This window comes from Micromonospora sp. NBC_00389, from assembly GCF_036059255.1.
Taxonomy (GTDB): Bacteria; Actinomycetota; Actinomycetes; order Mycobacteriales; family Micromonosporaceae; genus Micromonospora.
On sequence record NZ_CP107947.1, the window covers coordinates 3510808 to 3526013 of the forward strand.

15 protein-coding genes and 1 pseudogene are annotated in these 15206 nt (G+C 71.0%); 7 read left to right on the forward strand and 9 right to left on the reverse strand.

Annotated elements, in window-relative coordinates; translation table 11 throughout:
* Window positions 1-127 precede the first annotated feature (127 nt).
* Both OG470_RS37250 and OG470_RS16745 read left to right on the forward strand, forming a co-directional pair.
* Window positions 128-658: pseudogene (locus OG470_RS37250) on the forward strand (response regulator transcription factor); the annotation flags it as partial.
* A gap of 52 nt (window positions 659-710) precedes the next feature.
* Complete coding sequence (locus tag OG470_RS16745) at window positions 711-1352, forward strand: FAD-dependent oxidoreductase (RefSeq protein ID WP_328425316.1); 642 nt, start codon at window positions 711-713, stop codon at window positions 1350-1352.
* A gap of 24 nt (window positions 1353-1376) precedes the next feature.
* Here OG470_RS16745 and OG470_RS16750 read toward each other — a convergent pair whose 3' ends face one another.
* Window positions 1377-2534 carry an FAD-dependent oxidoreductase gene (locus OG470_RS16750; protein ID WP_328425318.1) on the reverse strand — a complete coding sequence of 386 codons (1158 nt, stop codon included), beginning with the start codon at window positions 2532-2534 and terminating at the stop codon, window positions 1377-1379.
* A gap of 101 nt (window positions 2535-2635) precedes the next feature.
* On the opposite strand from OG470_RS16750, the gene OG470_RS16755 reads away from it, so the two are divergent.
* On the forward strand, window positions 2636-3235 hold the full coding sequence (locus OG470_RS16755; protein ID WP_328425320.1) for a TetR/AcrR family transcriptional regulator: 600 nt from the start codon (window positions 2636-2638) through the stop codon (window positions 3233-3235).
* Window positions 3236-3298: 63 nt separating this feature from the next.
* Here OG470_RS16755 and OG470_RS37255 read toward each other — a convergent pair whose 3' ends face one another.
* Window positions 3299-3730: a zinc finger domain-containing protein gene (locus tag OG470_RS37255; RefSeq protein ID WP_442931151.1), complete on the reverse strand. Its 432-nt coding sequence runs from the start codon at window positions 3728-3730 to the stop codon at window positions 3299-3301.
* Between the two features lie 158 nt (window positions 3731-3888).
* Here OG470_RS37255 and OG470_RS16760 point away from each other — a divergent pair, with 158 nt between their 5' ends.
* From OG470_RS16760 to OG470_RS16770, 3 genes are read left to right on the forward strand one after another with little or no spacing between them, the layout of a single operon-like run.
* Complete coding sequence (locus OG470_RS16760) at window positions 3889-5112, forward strand: macrolide family glycosyltransferase (RefSeq protein ID WP_328425322.1); 1224 nt, start codon at window positions 3889-3891, stop codon at window positions 5110-5112.
* A 3-nt stretch (window positions 5113-5115) separates the two neighbouring features.
* Window positions 5116-5607 (forward strand): hypothetical protein, encoded by a 492-nt coding sequence (locus OG470_RS16765; protein WP_328425324.1) that lies wholly within the window; start codon window positions 5116-5118, stop codon window positions 5605-5607.
* Window positions 5604-6548 (forward strand): hypothetical protein, encoded by a 945-nt coding sequence (locus OG470_RS16770; RefSeq protein ID WP_328425326.1) that lies wholly within the window; start codon window positions 5604-5606, stop codon window positions 6546-6548. Before OG470_RS16765 ends, OG470_RS16770 begins: the two co-directional genes overlap by 4 nt.
* Window positions 6549-6603: 55 nt before the next feature.
* On the opposite strand, the gene OG470_RS16775 is transcribed toward OG470_RS16770, so the two are convergent.
* The 7 genes from OG470_RS16775 to OG470_RS16800 form a co-directional block, all read right to left on the reverse strand.
* The gene (locus OG470_RS16775; protein WP_328425328.1) at window positions 6604-8586 is read right to left on the reverse strand and encodes a sensor histidine kinase; all 1983 of its coding nucleotides are present in this window, start codon (window positions 8584-8586) and stop codon (window positions 6604-6606) included.
* On the reverse strand, window positions 8583-9224 hold the full coding sequence (gene vanY-N / locus OG470_RS16780; RefSeq protein ID WP_328425330.1) for a D,D-peptidase/D,D-carboxypeptidase VanY-N: 642 nt from the start codon (window positions 9222-9224) through the stop codon (window positions 8583-8585). The genes OG470_RS16775 and vanY-N overlap by 4 nt, the downstream gene beginning before the upstream one ends.
* A gap of 49 nt (window positions 9225-9273) precedes the next feature.
* Window positions 9274-10953 (reverse strand): Na+/H+ antiporter, encoded by a 1680-nt coding sequence (locus OG470_RS16785; RefSeq protein WP_442931152.1) that lies wholly within the window; start codon window positions 10951-10953, stop codon window positions 9274-9276.
* 219 nt (window positions 10954-11172) lie between these two features.
* The gene (locus OG470_RS37260; RefSeq protein ID WP_442931154.1) at window positions 11173-11424 is read right to left on the reverse strand and encodes a BBE domain-containing protein; all 252 of its coding nucleotides are present in this window, start codon (window positions 11422-11424) and stop codon (window positions 11173-11175) included.
* Window positions 11354-11812 carry a post-COAP-1 domain-containing protein gene (locus OG470_RS16790; protein ID WP_328425332.1) on the reverse strand — a complete coding sequence of 153 codons (459 nt, stop codon included), beginning with the start codon at window positions 11810-11812 and terminating at the stop codon, window positions 11354-11356. Before OG470_RS16790 ends, OG470_RS37260 begins: the two co-directional genes overlap by 71 nt.
* Window positions 11731-13245, reverse strand: coding sequence for a PKD domain-containing protein (locus OG470_RS16795; RefSeq protein ID WP_328425334.1), 1515 nt, complete (start codon window positions 13243-13245; stop codon window positions 11731-11733). Before OG470_RS16795 ends, OG470_RS16790 begins: the two co-directional genes overlap by 82 nt.
* Before the next feature lie 151 nt (window positions 13246-13396).
* Complete coding sequence (locus tag OG470_RS16800; RefSeq protein WP_328425336.1) at window positions 13397-14104, reverse strand: TetR/AcrR family transcriptional regulator; 708 nt, start codon at window positions 14102-14104, stop codon at window positions 13397-13399.
* Between the two features lie 475 nt (window positions 14105-14579).
* Here OG470_RS16800 and OG470_RS16805 point away from each other — a divergent pair, with 475 nt between their 5' ends.
* A complete protein-coding gene (locus OG470_RS16805) occupies window positions 14580-15059 on the forward strand; it encodes a class I SAM-dependent methyltransferase (protein ID WP_328425338.1) in 480 nt (159 codons plus the stop codon).
* Window positions 15060-15206: the final 147 nt, after the last annotated feature.

Below are 15206 nucleotides of genomic sequence, written 5' to 3' on the forward strand. Positions count from 1 at the left end.
GGGGTTTCTCCGCCGCATAGACGACCGTGAGTACTGGCGGGGATGCTGGGGTGAGTCGGGTCGATCCGATGTGTCCGCCAGCCGGCCCCGGGGAGGGACGGCGTCACTGGAGGGTGAGGTCTGCACCATGCGCGTCGGCCAGACAGCGAGGTCTCCGTACGATTTCCGCCTGCTCGTGGTGGCGCCGGACCCGGATCTGCGTGGTTCGCTCACGGCCCAGCTGAGCTTCGCGGGCTATCTGGTCACCTCTGCCGCGACCGGCGCCGCCGCGCTGCGACTGCTCGGGGAGCATCACGTCGATCTGATCGTGGTCGACGTGGAGATCCCCGATGTTCACGCCCTCGCCCGTGATCGTCCGATCCTCACCGACCGCCCGCCGGTCCTGTGCCTTGCCGCATGCGAGTTTCTGGGGGCTCTGGTACCCGTGCTCGGCACCGAGATCCAGGACTACATCACCAAGCCGTGCCGGAGCGCGGAGTTGTTGGCCCGCGTGCAGGTGCTTCTGCGCGACAGGACGAACACGGGATCGGGGACCGTGCTGCGGCACGGTGATCTGCTGCTCGACGAGGTCGTCTGCCGGGCGTGGCGGGGTGATCGGGTGCTCGACGTGACCCCGGCGGAGTACCGGCTCCTGCTTCACCTGTTGCTCAACGCCGGCCGGGTGCTGTCGAAGGAGCAGATGGCCTGGCAGGTCTGGAGCGAATCCCCCGGTGCCGCTCGCCCATGCCGTCGGCGAGCAGATCGGGCGGGTCCTCTCGCAGGCGCACCGCGAACACGGCGTCGACCTGCGCACCGGCGTCGCGGTCTCGGCTGTCACCGACACCGGTGTTTTGCTGACCGGGGGAGAGCTGGTCGAAGCCGACGAGGTTCTGGTCGCGATCGGGTCGCAGCCCAACACCGAGTGGCTCGACGGCAGCGGCCTGGAGATCGCCGACGGACTGGTCTGCGACCAGTACAGCGCCGCCGCGCCGGACGTCTACGGCGCCGGCGACGTCGCTCGCTGGCACAACCCGCTGTTCGGCGTGCCGATGCGCGTCGAGCACCGCACCAACGCCGCCGAGCAGGGCATGGCGGCCGCCCGGAACCTGCGGTATCCCGATGCGCGGAAGCCGTTCGCGCCGGTGCCGTACTTCTGGTCCGACCAGTACGACATGAAGATCCACGCCTACGGCCACCTGCGCGGCAGCAACGAGGTCGCCGTCGTTGACGGCGATCTCGAACAGCGACGGTTCGTGGCCGCGTACCGCAGTGGCGACCGTCTGGTCGGCGCCCTCGCCGTCGGCATGCCGCCCAAGGCCATCCGCCGGTGGCGGCAGGCCGTCGTTACCGGCACCGCCTGGAAGGACAAGTGACGGACGGTATGGCGTCGTACGCACTCATCGGGATGTGCGTTCGATACCGCGCCGGACGAGACCGCGGACGCCGGGGAGTGTGATCGCTCGGATCGCCAGGTCGTTCATCCACACGTGGAACTGGCTGGGCGGCGCGTACTGGTGCATTCCCCGGCGCGCGAGTGCCTGCCGTTTGGTGACCTCCGGGCGCAGGCCGGCTTCCCACTCGGCCAGGGCTGCCGGGATGTTGTCGTCGTGCCGCCGCAGGGCTGCGCCGAGCTGGTCGGCGCCGGCGAGCGCGAGGGCCGCGCCGTGTCCGGCGAAGAGGGTGACGCACCAGGCCGCGTCTCCGAGCAGCACAATCCGGCCGGCGCTCCATCGGGGCATGACCACCTGGCTGACTGAGTCAAAGTAGGCATCGGCCGGATCCTTCTCAAGATGACGGATCGCATCGGGCACGCCCGCGCCCAGATCGCCGAACGTCGCGCTGAGCGCATCCACCGGTCCGCGTCTCAGGTCCGAGCCCGGGTCCGCGCATCGGTACGTGAAGAATGCCGACGACCGTTGTGGGCCCAGGTTGACGATCGCCGCGGTGCGTCCTGGACCGATGAAGGTCGTGGCGGACGACTCCGGCACGCCCGCCACCGGATGGACAAGCGGGAACGCGGCCACAACGTACGGGAGATCGACCCGGTGTCCAGAGCCGAATGCCGCCGTGCGGGTCGCGGAGTGAACACCGTCGGCACCGATCAGGAGATCGGCGTCCGCTGTCGTGCCGTCGCTCAACATCACCCGTACCCGGTCGGCGTCCTGGTCGACCGACGCGACCGTGGTGCCGAAGCGAATTTCGGTGCGGTCGCGCACCGCTTCGTACAGGGCGGTCTCCAGGTCGCCACGGAACACCGACATGGTCCGTTTGCCGAGGGCGGCTTCGGCGATGGCGGACGGCACGGTGAACTTGGGCCGCCCGTCGGCCCGGACCAGCACGGTGGTGAACAGGCCCAGCTGCCGGTCGGACAGGGCGGGTAGGAGGCCGATGCGCTCGGCGGCGTCGTAGCCCGCCCCGAGCAGGTTCACCAGGTAGCCACTGCTCCGCCGGGCCGGAGCGCGCTCCACGATGAGCGTGTGCCACCCGTCCTGTCCGAGACGTAGGGCCGTGGCCAGCCCGGCGATACCGGCGCCAACGATTACCGCGCGTTTCATCCATACTCCCAGCGCCGAGAATGAGCATCTGCTCAAACCAGTATGAGCATCTGCTCATACTGACGCAACAGCGGCTGGGGCCAACGCTTAGAATTCGGGGCATGCCACGCGGAGTCGCCATCCCCGAGCCCAGGCAGCAGTTGTTCGCTGCCGTGGAGCGGGTGATCGCGGAAGACGGACCGAGTCGACTCACCGGCCGGGCCGTGACCCGCCAGGCCGGCGTCGCCACCGGCCTGCTGTACGCACATTTCGCGAACTTCGACGACTTCCTGGTCGGCTACGCGGTCGACCGCGCCTTCCAGATCTCCGGCGAGGTCGCCGGCCTCCCGGGGCGCGCCGGGACCGGCACGGTCACCGGGAATCTCAGCGACGCCATCCTGGCGACACCGCTGGCCATGCTGCTGGCATTGACCCGGCTGATGGCCTACCGGCCGGAACTGGCGGCACGCGTCGAAGCGGTGCTGGGCGAAGGTAACGCCGGACTGCAGACGGTCGAGCGTGCGACCGCCGACTACCTGGCCGCCGAGCAACAACTCGGGCGGGTGCCTGCGGGGGCCGACACAGAGGCGCTGGCCTTGACGGTGGTCGGCGTGCTGCACCACGTCGCACTCACCGGCGGGACCAGCCCGACGGCGACCAACCGGATTCGCCGGGCACTGGCCGCACTGACCGACGGGTTCCCGGCCGTCGCCCCGTCCTGACCCCAGTCCTCGCCAAGCGAGCGTCCGCATCCCCGACGTGCTGGGCTGACGGGATCGGGGTCGCTACGGTTTCCCCGCCTTCGTGCGCTCAGGGTGCATGTCGCCCGAGGTCACTGGGCGACCAGGGAGGTTGATGCACAGCTGTCCCGGCTCAGCACCGCACACCGGGCAGGGGCGGTACGACTCGACGGGTCCCGGATCGAGGCCCCTCGCCCGGGCCGCTCGGACAATGTCCTCGGCCGCGTGGTGCAGCTCAAGGTCCCGATGTCTCACGGCAGCCTGGTGGATTCGCTGGAGTGCGCTTCGCGCCAGCTCCCCTGGGTCGGTCATCCAACCGACCTTCCCGCTGTACTCGCCGACACACGCACCCCTCTCCCCTTCCGGCGTGCCCGCGAACGGGGAGAGTGCCTGGTCCACGGCGTGCTGCCGCCGGCAACGTCTACGCTGTGACCAGCGGCCACCGCACCATGCGACTGTCGTCCACACACAGCCCATGCGGTGGCTGCGTTGCGCCTGTCGGCCCCGTCCAAGATCCGATCGGGCGACTGCAGTACCAGGTGCGAACGAACGCGATCCTGCGTCGGGCGAGAAGGGCGGATCATGATCGCTACGTGGTGCCGGGCGCTGACTCCCTTCCTGGCCGGGGCAGGCGGATGAGCGCAGTCGCGTTCCTCAACATCGCCATGCACGGGCACGTCAACCCGACGCTGCCGGTCGTGGCCGAGCTTGTTCGTCGCGGGCACTCCGTCACCTACCACACGATGCCCGCCCATGCCGAGGAGATCGCGGCCACCGGCGCGCGAGTGCTCCTGTACTCCGGGGCTGACGTACCGCTGTCCGGCCCGCCGATGCCGCTCACGGTGATGGAGCAGCTTGCGCGCACCGCCGTACGGGTGCTGCCCGGCGTTCTCACCGATCTGCGCGGCGTCCGGCCCGATCTGATCGTGCACGACTCCCTCTGCCCGTGGGGGCCGGTGGCCGCCCGCGAACTCGACGTGCCGGCGGCGTCGTCGTTCACCACGTTCGCGTTCAACCGGCACGTGCCCAGCCCCACCCGCGGCTCCTGGGAGCTGCTCGCCGCGGCGGCGTCCAATCCCCGCCAAGCCGGGGGGTATCTGAGGTCGCGCTGGGAGCTGCGCCGCCGGTACGACAGCCGTGCGGTGCCCCTGATCGACCTGGCGAACATCCGTCAGCCGCTCAACCTGGTCTACACCTCTCGGGCGCTCCACCCCGAGGCCGACAGTTTCGACCAGTCCTACCGGTTCGTCGGGCCGAGCGTCGGTGCCCGCCCAGCCGACTCGTCGTTCCCGGTCGATCGGCTGCGGGACCCGGTGCTGTACGCGTCAATGGGCACGGTGTTCGGCGCCGGCCCACAGCTGCTGCGCAGCTTCGTCGAGGCGCTCGCCCCGCTGGGTGGCACCGTGATCGTCTCCACCGGACAGACCGATCCCGCCGCGCTCGGTCCGCTGCCGGCCAACGTGATCGCCCAGCGCTCCGTACCGCAGCCGGAGGTGCTGGCCCGCGCAGCGCTGTTCATCACCCACGGCGGGGTGAACAGCGTCAACGAGGCCCTGTACGCCGGCGTCCCGATGCTGGTGGTTCCGCAGGGCGCGGACCAACTGATGGTCGCTTCCCGCATCGTCGAGCTCGACGCCGGCCTCTCGATCCGCACCGAGGACGTCAACGTGGAGGTCGTGCGCGCCCTCGCCCAGCGCCTGCTCGACGAGCCGCGATTCCGGGCCGCCGCACGCACCCTGCAGGTCGCCCAGCGTCAGGCAGGGGGCTCTTCGCGCGCCGCCGACGAACTTGAGCGCTATGTGCAGCAGACCGGCCCGGTCACTCAGCCGGCCTCTGCCGAGCTGCCACCGCAGGGCTGACCGGTGTCCCCCGTCGTCGCCATCCTGCTGCTGCTCGCCGGGCTGTCCGAGGCCGCCGGGCGTCTCCTGCCCGTGGTGGCACGGCTGCCCAGCGTGTCGCGTACCAGGGTGGTCGGGTTGATGCTGGCCGGCGCCCTGGTCGACGGCGCGGTGTTCGCGCTCTGGCCGCTGTCCGCGTGGACCCTTGCCGAGCTGGCACTGCCCACCTCACCGTCCGACGAGGCCGCGCTGATCTGGACACCAGACATGGCCGCCCCGCTGCTGCTGGCCGCGGTCCTCGCGTTCCCGCTGCTCGGGCCGCTGCTGCACCTGGTGCTCATGGTGGGAGTGGGGGCCGGCCTCGCCGCCGCGCTCGCCACGGTGGCCGGCCTCGGCTGGTGGGATGCCGCCGGCTGCGTGGCCGTCGCGGGAATCGGGCTCGGCGTCGCCGTCGAGGGCGTCCGTCGCCTGGTCGTGAGGCTCAACACGAGAAGAGCACCGGAGCCACGTACATGATCGAGTTTGCGCTCCTGCTGCTGCTCGGCGGGATCGGCCCGGTGCTGCTCGCCGAAGCTCTGCTCGCCCGCTATGAGGTGCTGGCCTATGCCGCCGGCTGGCGAACTCCCACCACCGCGCTGCCCAAGGGCATGCCCTACGCCCGGGGCGCGGACCCGGACCGCCCTCCGGACGCCTACCTGGTCTATCTGGACGGCATCGGGAAACGCCGCTTCCACGACACCCGCGACGGTGGCCGACTGGTCAAGTCCCTGATCGCCCGAGCGCCGGAGCTCAGGGTGCTGGGCCAGGTGCAGCCCTACTCGCCGCTGGCCGATCCGTTGGCCGACCGTCCGGTGTGGACCTGGCTACGCCGCCACATCGGGCTGGTGCTGTTCCTGCACAACGTCGTGCAGATCTTCGTCGCCGCCGACCGCCGGTACCGTCCCCTGTACAACCGCGCCGTCGGCTCGCAGATCGCCACGCAGCTCCGGTTCGCCGGCTACCAGCATGACAGCGGTATCCCCGTGGTACTGCTCTGTTACAGCGGCGGCGCCCAGGTCGCCACCGGCGCGGTCGACGAACTGTGGTCCCAGCTGCGCTGCCCGCTCTGGCTGATCACTCTCGGTGGGTTCCACAACGGCGCCAACGACATCACCCACGCCGAGCACCTCTGCCGGCTCACCAGTGCCGGCGACCGGATTGAGCGAGTAGGCACCTGGATGTTCCCGCAGCGGTGGCGGCTGTTCCGCTGGAGCGGCTGGAACCGGGCTGACCGCGCGGGAAAGATCACGGTGCACCGGCTCGACCCGGCGACCCACGTCGGGCCGCACAGCTACATCAGTCCGGAGGTCGGGCTACCCGATGGCCGCAGTTACCTCGACCGGACCACCGACACCGTGATCACGCTGATCCGGGAGCGCCTGGCCGCGCCTGCGGAGACCGACCGCCCGCTGCCCTGACGTCCCTGCCTGATGTCGGGGCTTGCTGGCCACCCCGGTTACCCGGCCCTCGGCCTTACCGCTGCCGTGGCACCCAGAACTCCACCTCGGTGCCCTCCGGCGGGTGACTGTGGATGCTGGTCGTGCCGCCGAGATCGGCGATCCGGCCCCGCATCGACTGAGCCACCCCCAGCCGGCCGGCGCGGGCCGCGTCGGCCAGCCGCTGTGCGTCGAACCCGACCCCGTCGTCACGGACGGTCACTCGCACCCCGTCTCCTTCGTCTTCCAACAGCACCCACGCCCGGGCGGTCTGGCCGGCGTGCAGGCGGACGTTGTCCAGGGCGGCCTCGACCGCCGCGACAAGTTCGGCGGCGGGACCCGACGGCAACACGACTGGTTCTGCGGGCGCGGACACCTCGACCATGGGGGAGGCCAGGGCGGTGAGCGCCGTCCGCAGGTCCGCTTCACCGCCGGTACGGGCCACCTCGGCGCCGCCGGTGAGTAGGTTGCGCAGCGCGACCTCCTGCTCGCCGGCCAACTTTGCCAGCTGCGAGCCGGTCGCTCCCAGCTGCGAGCCCTGCCGCTGAACCAGCGCCAGCACCTGCAGAACACCGTCGTGGATCGGCCGGGCCAGCCGGTCCCGTTCGGCGGCAGCAGCCTCCTGTCGGATCAGCTCGGCCCGTTTCCGTTCCGCCCAGCGTTCGGCAATGTGATGCGCGACGCCCAGACCGCCGATCGCCGCGCCCGCCACGAGAAGCAACACGGCCGATGTGGTGATGTGGAAGACCGGGTTGAGATACGACGACACCGGCAGGCCATCCTGCAGATACGTCACCTGGACAATCTGTAGCCCGCTGGCGGCGAGCACGCCGACGAGGGGGCCGAGCACGGCAGGAACAGCACCACGGGCCGCGAGGACCGGCGCGGTCGCGCCGGCGACCGCCGTAGCCGCCGCGGTAACCAGAACGAGCAACAGCAGCGCCGGAATGACCCGCTGCTGTTCGGCCAGTTTCTCCGGATGGCCGGTCGTGGCGGCGTACGCGATGAGCACCGCCGTTGCCGCGCCCGCCGCCAGCGTACCGGCGGCCGCGACCCGCCACCGGCTGCTGGCGGCCGCCGCACCGACCACCGCACCCGCGAGCGCACCCAGCCAGCGCACCGGACCCATCGCGCTGAGCGCGGTGAACGCCAGGATCAGCGGTGCCGCCACCGCCACCTGGACGGTTGCGACAGCGAGCGCCGCGGCCAGCGACCACAGTCCCGCGACGGCCGCCAGGCCCATCGCCACCACCAGCGTGACCACACCTGTCACCGCGATGGCCACTGCCTCGTGCCGGTACAGCGACGACCAGCTGACGTCCAGCAGCGCCGCGAGCCGCTCGGTGGTCAACAGGGACAGCGGAAGCACCAGGCACACCGCCAGCCCGGCGGCGATGACCAACCGCAACCGCTGCCACGCCCACGGGCTGGTGTCCGGCGGCCCGGCCGCGGCGCCGTCGCCACGTCGGATCCGCCGGGCCGCGGGGATGAGCGCAACGAGGGCAACCGCGGTCATACCGGCATGCCAGGCAGGCCGCGACGGGTCCGAGTACAACCAGCCGGGGCCGACCAGCGCGGAGCCGACCAGGCGGGACCCGAAAGCCAGCCCCACCAGGGCCGCGCCCACACGTGGTGAGCCGTTGCCCAACAGACTCTGGGCACCGGCGAGGACGCCCACCAGGGCGAGTGGATACGCCGCGGAATGCGCGAAGGTCAGCACCAGCGGGTACGACAGGCCCGTCAGCTGCGCCCAGACGTAGGGCACGCTCAGCAGGCCGGCCACGGCCAGCAGAAACGGCCACCAACGCAGCAGGCACAGGCCCACCACGGTCGCCAGGATGGGGATCAGGGCGAGTATCCACCCCTGACCGTGGTACACCGGCCGCACGGGCGTGGCGATGAACGGCGGCAGCCCGCCAGCGTACTGGGGCGATGTCGCTACCGTGAGTAACAGGCAGCCGCCCAGGCCAGCCAGAGCCTCCCGCCACTGCGGCGGCTTCTCCATCATGGCGCCGATCATGACCGATCCATCGGAACCGCGCCGTCCGCCCGGCCACAGGTGACGGCCGCGGCCACGCCAGGATGCGGCAGGCGGTCGGGCCGACCCTCAGGGCAGTATTCGAAGTGCCACCACTCGTTGTCGTACCTGCGGTACAGGCCGTACCGCGCGCCATGCCGCTCCAGCCAGCGAGCGCCTTCCGAGGGTCGGATGTCCAGCGCGGTGCCCGCCACGTGGCGGGACTCGTCTGGCGGGAGCGTCCACCGCCGAGCGGCCGCCACCGACCCGCTGCGCCGGACCTCCTCGGCGTAGAGAGCCGCTTGCGTGGCGGCGTCCCGGTAACCAGAGGTCAGGCCTATCAGCTCCCCGTACCGCCACAACGCCTCGCTGCGCGCCGCCTCGAAAGCCGCCCGGGCCGGGGGAGCCAGGCCGGCCAGGTTCTCGGCCGGGAAGCGCAGCGCCAGCGCCCACTGGCAGGCCGTATGGCGGGCACGCCCCGGAGCGACCACGTACGCCACGGGCGCCAGCAAAAGGGCCAGCAGCCTGGTGACGGCAGGGTAGACCAGATCCCTGGTGCGAACGGTCCGGGCAGTGCCGACACGGTGGGTGGCGTGCAGAGACATGCCCACCACGATCTCGATACCGACGGCCGTGGGCATGAGTCTGAGTACTCAGCACCGATGGCTCAGGCGGTGTCGCGGCGACGGGTCAGCTGAATGCCCGCTTCGGGAGCAGCAGCTCCTCATGATCGAGTTCACGTTCCAGAATGCGGAGCTCTTCGTCGGGCAGCCGGCCGGCGTCGCGCCAGCGCACGAGCTCCTCGCGCTGCGCGTCGATGGCAGTACGGCGGACACGAAGCGCCGTCTCGTACTGCGGTGAGGTCGGTATCTCGGATGACCCGCTCCGCTCGAGCAGATCGAGCCGCCCGCGGTAGCGCGCCAATCGGGTCAGCAGCTGCGTACGGGTGGTGTTGACGGCAACTGCGCTGTCTGGCTCGTCGGCGGCAACTTCGTCGAGGCGGGCCAAGGCGGCCTCGACCGCCGCCGAGCGGGCCTCGTTACGTACGCGAGCCTGGTCGGTCTCGTTGGCGCGCAGGCCCAGCATCCGCACGAGCGGTGCGAACGTCAGGCCCTGCCCGACGAGCGTCACCAGTACGACCACGAAGGTGCAGAACAGAAGGAGGTCGCGATCGGGGAAGGGCGCGCCACTGTCGGTGGTCAGCGGCAAAGTGAAGATCGCGGCCAGGCTGATGACGCCGCGGGTGCCGGACCAGCTCAGTGCCGTCACCTCGCGGAAGGAGAGCCGGCGGGCGTTGCGATCCGCGCGCGCGACCTGCCGGGCGCTGCTGGGCTCGTCGGGGTCGTCCTGCTCGGATATGCCACCCAACCGGGTGTGCAGCGACCGGGGGAGGGACTGGGTCAACACCAGCCACGCCGGGCGGAGAAGCAGCACCACGCCGACAGATATCGCGACGGCGATGACGATGGTGGACAGGTCGTACTGGCGCAGGCCCTTGATGACCTCGGGAAGCTGCTGGCCGATCAACAGGAAGACGAAGCCTTCGAGGAGGAAGTCGACCAGCCGCCACACCGCGCTGGTCTGCAGCCGGGCGGCGCCGGACCCGAGCTGGGGCGTCTGATGGCCGACGATCAGCCCGGCGACCACCACGGCGAGCACTCCGGAGACGTGTAGCTCCTCGCCCAGCAGGTAGGCCACGAACGGTGTCGCGAGCGAGATGGCGTTGGACATCAACGGGTCCGCGGTGAGCGGTCGGGCCAGACGTACCGCCCAGGCGACGGCCGCCCCCACGGCGACCCCGCCGACCGCCGCCAGCAAGAACTGCCCAACGGCGGACGGGAACGAGAACTCACCACCTACGGCAGCGGCCACCGCGACGCTGAGCATCGTCAGCGCGGTGGCGTCGTTCAGCAGTCCCTCGCCCTGAATGAGCGTGACCAGCTTCGGCGGCAGGTTGACCCGGCGGCCCACCGCCAGGGCGGCCACCGGGTCGGGCGGCGCGATAGCGGCGCCGACCGCGATGCCGGCAGCCAGGGTCGCCCCGGCGACGAACAGGTGGAACCCGACTCCCACGAGTACCGCGGTGAGGAGCACCAGCACCACGGACAGGCTGACCACGATGCGGAGGTTCCGGCGGATGTCCAGCAGCGAGGAGTCCAGTGCGGCGCTGTAGAGCAACGGCGGCAGCACGACCATGAGCACAAGGTCGGGATCAAGGCTGACGTTGGGGCCCGGGAGCAGCGCGTACGCGATGCCGATCAGCGGCAGAAGCGCTGCCGCCGGCAGGCCGGTGTGGGCCGCCACCCACCGCACGGCGACGATGACCGCGACGGCGGCGAGCACGAACAACAACATCGAATGGGTGCTCACCTGGCGACTTCCCCCTGGAGCGGCGCGAGGTGCGAGGTTCTTCGGGTCGACTGCCGGCTCGCGGCCGAGCCGGCCGGTCGTATCCGATCGGTGACACCCGTCGACGCCGTAAGGCCTGGCAGCGCGGCCTGCAGCAATCCCGAGCCTACCCGTTTGATCAACGCGCCGTTCAGCGGCGGTCCCGGGAGAGCGTGCGACCAGGGGAGGACGTCGCGCAGCTCAGCGGTGGGATGGTTGTACCGAGAGTTCGTGCTGGAAGACGTTCCGTGGGTCCCATCGGGCCTTGACCTGCTGCAGTCGCGGGTAGTTGGGGCCGTAGTAGAGGTCGGTCCAGGATCGGGATTCGGCGGCTCGTGGCCGCTGGTGTCGACCAGCGGCCACGAGCCTTCGCCGACGGCTGCTAACCGACGACCACGACACCGCCGTCCTGCACCGGTTGCAGGTGGGCCGGGTCGAGGTCGTCGGGCGCACCCCGCCCGCTGTCGTAGACGACCCGTCCGCCGTCGTTCTCCCAGATCCTGATCCGGAACCGGTCCACGTCGCGCCCGCCCGCCGCGTCGTCGGCGACCGTCACCTGGTACGAGTACCCGGACTGGCCATTCACCGTGCCCTCGCCGCGGTACTGGCCCACCGCGCCGGAGACGGTCAGGCGCTCGTTCGTCGTCCCGGCGAACGCGAAGTCGCGGTCCCGCAGCCGGAACGTGGTCTCCCCGAACGGGGTGGGCGAGCCCTTCACCAGGCCGGCGACGAAGGCGAATTCGCCCGGGCCGGTGGCGGTCAGGTCCGCGCTCCAGGACCCAGGTGGGGAGACGATCGCACCCGCACCGGCGACCGTGACATCAGCCGGGTCGTAGACCACGATCCGGATCGTCTGCTGCCCCGTCCCGCCGTCGCTGTCGGTGATGGTGAGGCGGGCGAGGTGCACACCGGGCCCCAGGTTGCCGGTGGCCACACAGACGCCCTCGTTGCGCGCCTCGGTGACCACGCCGGGGATCGCCGGCTCGGCATCGTCGACGTCCAGTCCATCGTGCACCGGTGAGCGTCCGGGACGCCCGGGTCGGTGAACGTGGCCCGCACGCTGACCGGACCGGCCGCCCGCAACTCCTCGTCGAGCGCGATCGGGCTCACCTCGATCGGCGGGTTCGCCACGGTGACCGTCACGGTGTCGGTCGTGGTGCCGTGCCGGGCGTCGGTGGCGGTGAGTTCCAGCCGATAGGTGCCACCCCGGTTGACCCGGAACGACGGCCGGCTGGCCGTCCCCTCCAGTTGCAGGCCGCTGCCGAGCCCGCCGCCGTTCGGCTCGGCGAGCACCGTCCAGGACAGGGTCACCGGGTCGCCGTCCGGGTCGGTGGTCCGGCTCGCGTCCGGGGTGACCACGTCGCCCTCGGTAGCTGTCCGGTCCGGCCCGGCGTCGGCGAGCGGTGGGCTGCCGGCGGGCAGCAGCCGTCCCACGGTCACCTCCGTGCGCGCGGTGGCCTGGCCACCGTCGGCATCGGTGGCGGTGACGGTGATGAGGTGGCTTCCCTCGGTGAGCTGTCCGGGGGTGAGGGTGGCGCCCGCGCCGAGGTCGCCGTCGAGGCTGGACGCCCAGCGCACGGCGGAGCCGTCGAGGGTGCCCTGCTCCGGGTCGGCGGCCGACGCGGCCAGCGTCACCGTCTGCCCGACGGCGAAGAACGCGCCGCCGAGCGGGGCGGTGATCCGTACCGCCGGGGTCTTGCCGGCGACCGTGAGCGGCCCGCTGGTGGCCTCGGCGGTGTTGACCCCGTCGGTGGCCCGTACCCGCAGCCGGCCGGTGGCCGCACCGCCGGTGCCCGCGAGCAGCCCGGCATCGAGGGTGTACGACGTCCCGGTGACGCCGTTGGCCAGCACCCGCCAGTCGTCGGACCCGTCCGGGCTGTAGAGGACGCTCGCGGTGACCGGGCCGCCGTCGGCGTCGCCGGCCGTCCAGCGGAGCGTGACCGGCCCGGTGGCCGGCACCGGGTCGGGCGGTGCCTCGCCGGTCAGCGACACGGCGGGCCGGTTCGCCGACACCGCGAGGGCGGCGAGTTCCCGTCCCGTCCGGGTGTCCACCAGGGTCACCCGTCGGGTGCCGGGTGCGAAGTCCACCACCTCGTCGAAGGTGCGTGTCGCCCCGTGTTCGGTGGCAGCCGGTGGGGTGAACGCGTGCTCGACCAGGGTGGTGCCGGCGGCGTCGAGCAGCCGCAGCGCGTACGGGCCGGGGCTGGTCGCCGGGCGCTGGGTGATCCTGGCGACGCGCTGCCCGGTGGGCAACCCCTGCCCGTCCGTCCACATCGGCCGGACGAGTCGGGAAGGCGATTGCGTCGGCGACGATCGGCAACGAGCGGAGGCTCGTCAGGTCAGTGGCGGCCGGGGGTGGCGTGCACAGGGTGGAGTCGCCTTCCTGACCCTGCTGAGACGGCGGCCGGGCACCGGGGGAGACGGGTCAGGAGGCGGCCAGTCGATCCAGCAGTTCGTTGAGCAGGGCCTGCTCCCCGGCTGACAGGCCGGCCGAATCTTGATCGAGCAGTGTGCGCAGGGTCAGTGCGGTGCAGGCGCGGGTCATCGCCGGTTGGTCGGCCTCCGGGCTGTTCCGCAGGACACCGGCGAGCGCTGCTTCGCGGACGCGATCGGAGAGGTTCATGTCGCGCTGGTCATCCGGCTGGGTGATGAGACTGAGAGTGGCACCGATGTTGGCGGCCAGGATCTGCTCGGCCGCGTCGTCGGCCGGCACCTTGAGCAGCCCTTCCCGCGCTGCCGCGACCAGCAGGTCCCGCAGGATGGCATGCGCTGGTGCGGTGATGGTGCAGGGCTTACCGAGCTCGACCTGTCCGTACAACAGCGCGTAGAACGTCGGATGGTCCAGCCCGAACTGGACATGCCGGTCCCAGCCCTGGCGGATGGCGTCCACCGGATCGCCGGTGTCGCCGGAAGCCGGCGAGGGCCGGACGTACTGGGCAAAACCGTGGCCGATCACCGCGTCGACCAGACCCTGCTTGCTGCCGAAGTGGTGGTACAGAGTTGGTGCCTGCACTCCGGCGCGTTCACAGACCGCTCGGGTCGACAGGGCGCGGTCGTCGGAGCTGGCCAGAAGTTCGGCTGCGGCCAGCAGGAGTCGGTCCCGGGTGGTTCCGGTCGATGCTCTACTGCCCATGGCGCTAGCATATTCGATGTAGCGCTACGTACCCAGCTGTAGCGGTATGAGTGGGTGGGGTGGTGGCTGAACTGGGCCCGGCAGCCGGTCACGACCAGGGGTTCTGGCGGAGGCGCATGGTTGGGCGCTACAGTTGCCACTGTAGCGATTGACATTCTTTCGGTGCCCACGTTTCTGCTCGCTCGCCGAGGGCAAATGCTGCTCAGGGGTCCCGCCAGTCCGCACAGCCCATCCCGCGCCGCCGCACGGGTCGCCGACGACAACGTGAACGGCGCCACCCCGAAAGGTGCAATCAGGTGCGTGCAGGGTCCAGTCGGTGCACCTCGGAGGCTTCGGCCACGGCTCGGCGAGTGACATCATGAGATGCACGTTCCCCCTCCGGCGGTCGAGCCTTGTTCGTGGCAGGCCCGTCCCACCACACCAACCGGCTCGAACGACCGCAGACGCGCAGCGGCAGCGGTGGGCGGTCGAGACGATGGCGGTGGCTCCACACGACCACCTGCTGGAGATCGGTTGCGGTCGAGGAACAGCCGTCGCGCTGGTCGCCGAACGACTCACCACCGGCAAGATCGTGGCGATCGATCGCGCGGCGACGATGGCGCGGCTCGCAGCAGAACGGAACGCGAGCCACATCAGCGCCGGCCGGGCCGAGATTCGACGTGCGGGGTTCGAGTCGGCCGATCTTGCGGCCTGTCGCTTCACCAAGATTTTCGCAGTGAACGTCAGCCTGTTCTGGCTGGGCGCCGCGACAGAGCAGATCGAGCGGATCCGGGACCTGCTGGCTCCGGGGGGCGTGTTCTACGTCTTCGGTGAGCGGCCCACGTCTGCGAACGCCACGGGGAACGTCATGTCGACCGAACGCCTGCTCCGCGCACACGGGTTCCGCACGACAAGATCAATCGTGGCTCGCGGGCAGAGCCGCCTGTTCACCTGCGTCACCGGTACGCCGATCTGACGATCGATGATGGACGGCACGGTCGGTGGCTTCCGCCGCGCCGCGTGGGTGTCGGAGCCCGGGTGGTGACCGGGCCCCGACACCCGCCGAGGGATGTCCGGCGATGGGGAAGGGGCCGTCATTCCCCTCCGCCTGGTTTGGGTCGAA

Excerpts from the sequence above, each read along its gene's own strand:
- OG470_RS16750 (WP_328425318.1), bottom strand. The coding sequence starts at position 2,534 with ATGAAACGCGCGGTAATCGTTGGCGCCGGTATCGCCGGGCTGGCCACG.
- OG470_RS16755 (WP_328425320.1), top strand. The coding sequence starts at position 2,636 with ATGCCACGCGGAGTCGCCATCCCCGAGCCCAGGCAGCAGTTGTTCGCT.
- OG470_RS37255 (WP_442931151.1), bottom strand. The coding sequence starts at position 3,730 with ATGGGCTGTGTGTGGACGACAGTCGCATGGTGCGGTGGCCGCTGGTCA.
- OG470_RS16760 (WP_328425322.1), top strand. The coding sequence starts at position 3,889 with ATGAGCGCAGTCGCGTTCCTCAACATCGCCATGCACGGGCACGTCAAC.
- OG470_RS16770 (WP_328425326.1), top strand. The coding sequence starts at position 5,604 with ATGATCGAGTTTGCGCTCCTGCTGCTGCTCGGCGGGATCGGCCCGGTG.
- OG470_RS16775 (WP_328425328.1), bottom strand. The coding sequence starts at position 8,586 with ATGATCGGCGCCATGATGGAGAAGCCGCCGCAGTGGCGGGAGGCTCTG.
- vanY-N (WP_328425330.1), bottom strand. The coding sequence starts at position 9,224 with ATGCCCACGGCCGTCGGTATCGAGATCGTGGTGGGCATGTCTCTGCAC.
- OG470_RS16795 (WP_328425334.1), bottom strand. The coding sequence starts at position 13,245 with ATGTGGACGGACGGGCAGGGGTTGCCCACCGGGCAGCGCGTCGCCAGG.
- OG470_RS16800 (WP_328425336.1), bottom strand. The coding sequence starts at position 14,104 with ATGGGCAGTAGAGCATCGACCGGAACCACCCGGGACCGACTCCTGCTG.
- OG470_RS16805 (WP_328425338.1), top strand. The coding sequence starts at position 14,580 with ATGGCGGTGGCTCCACACGACCACCTGCTGGAGATCGGTTGCGGTCGA.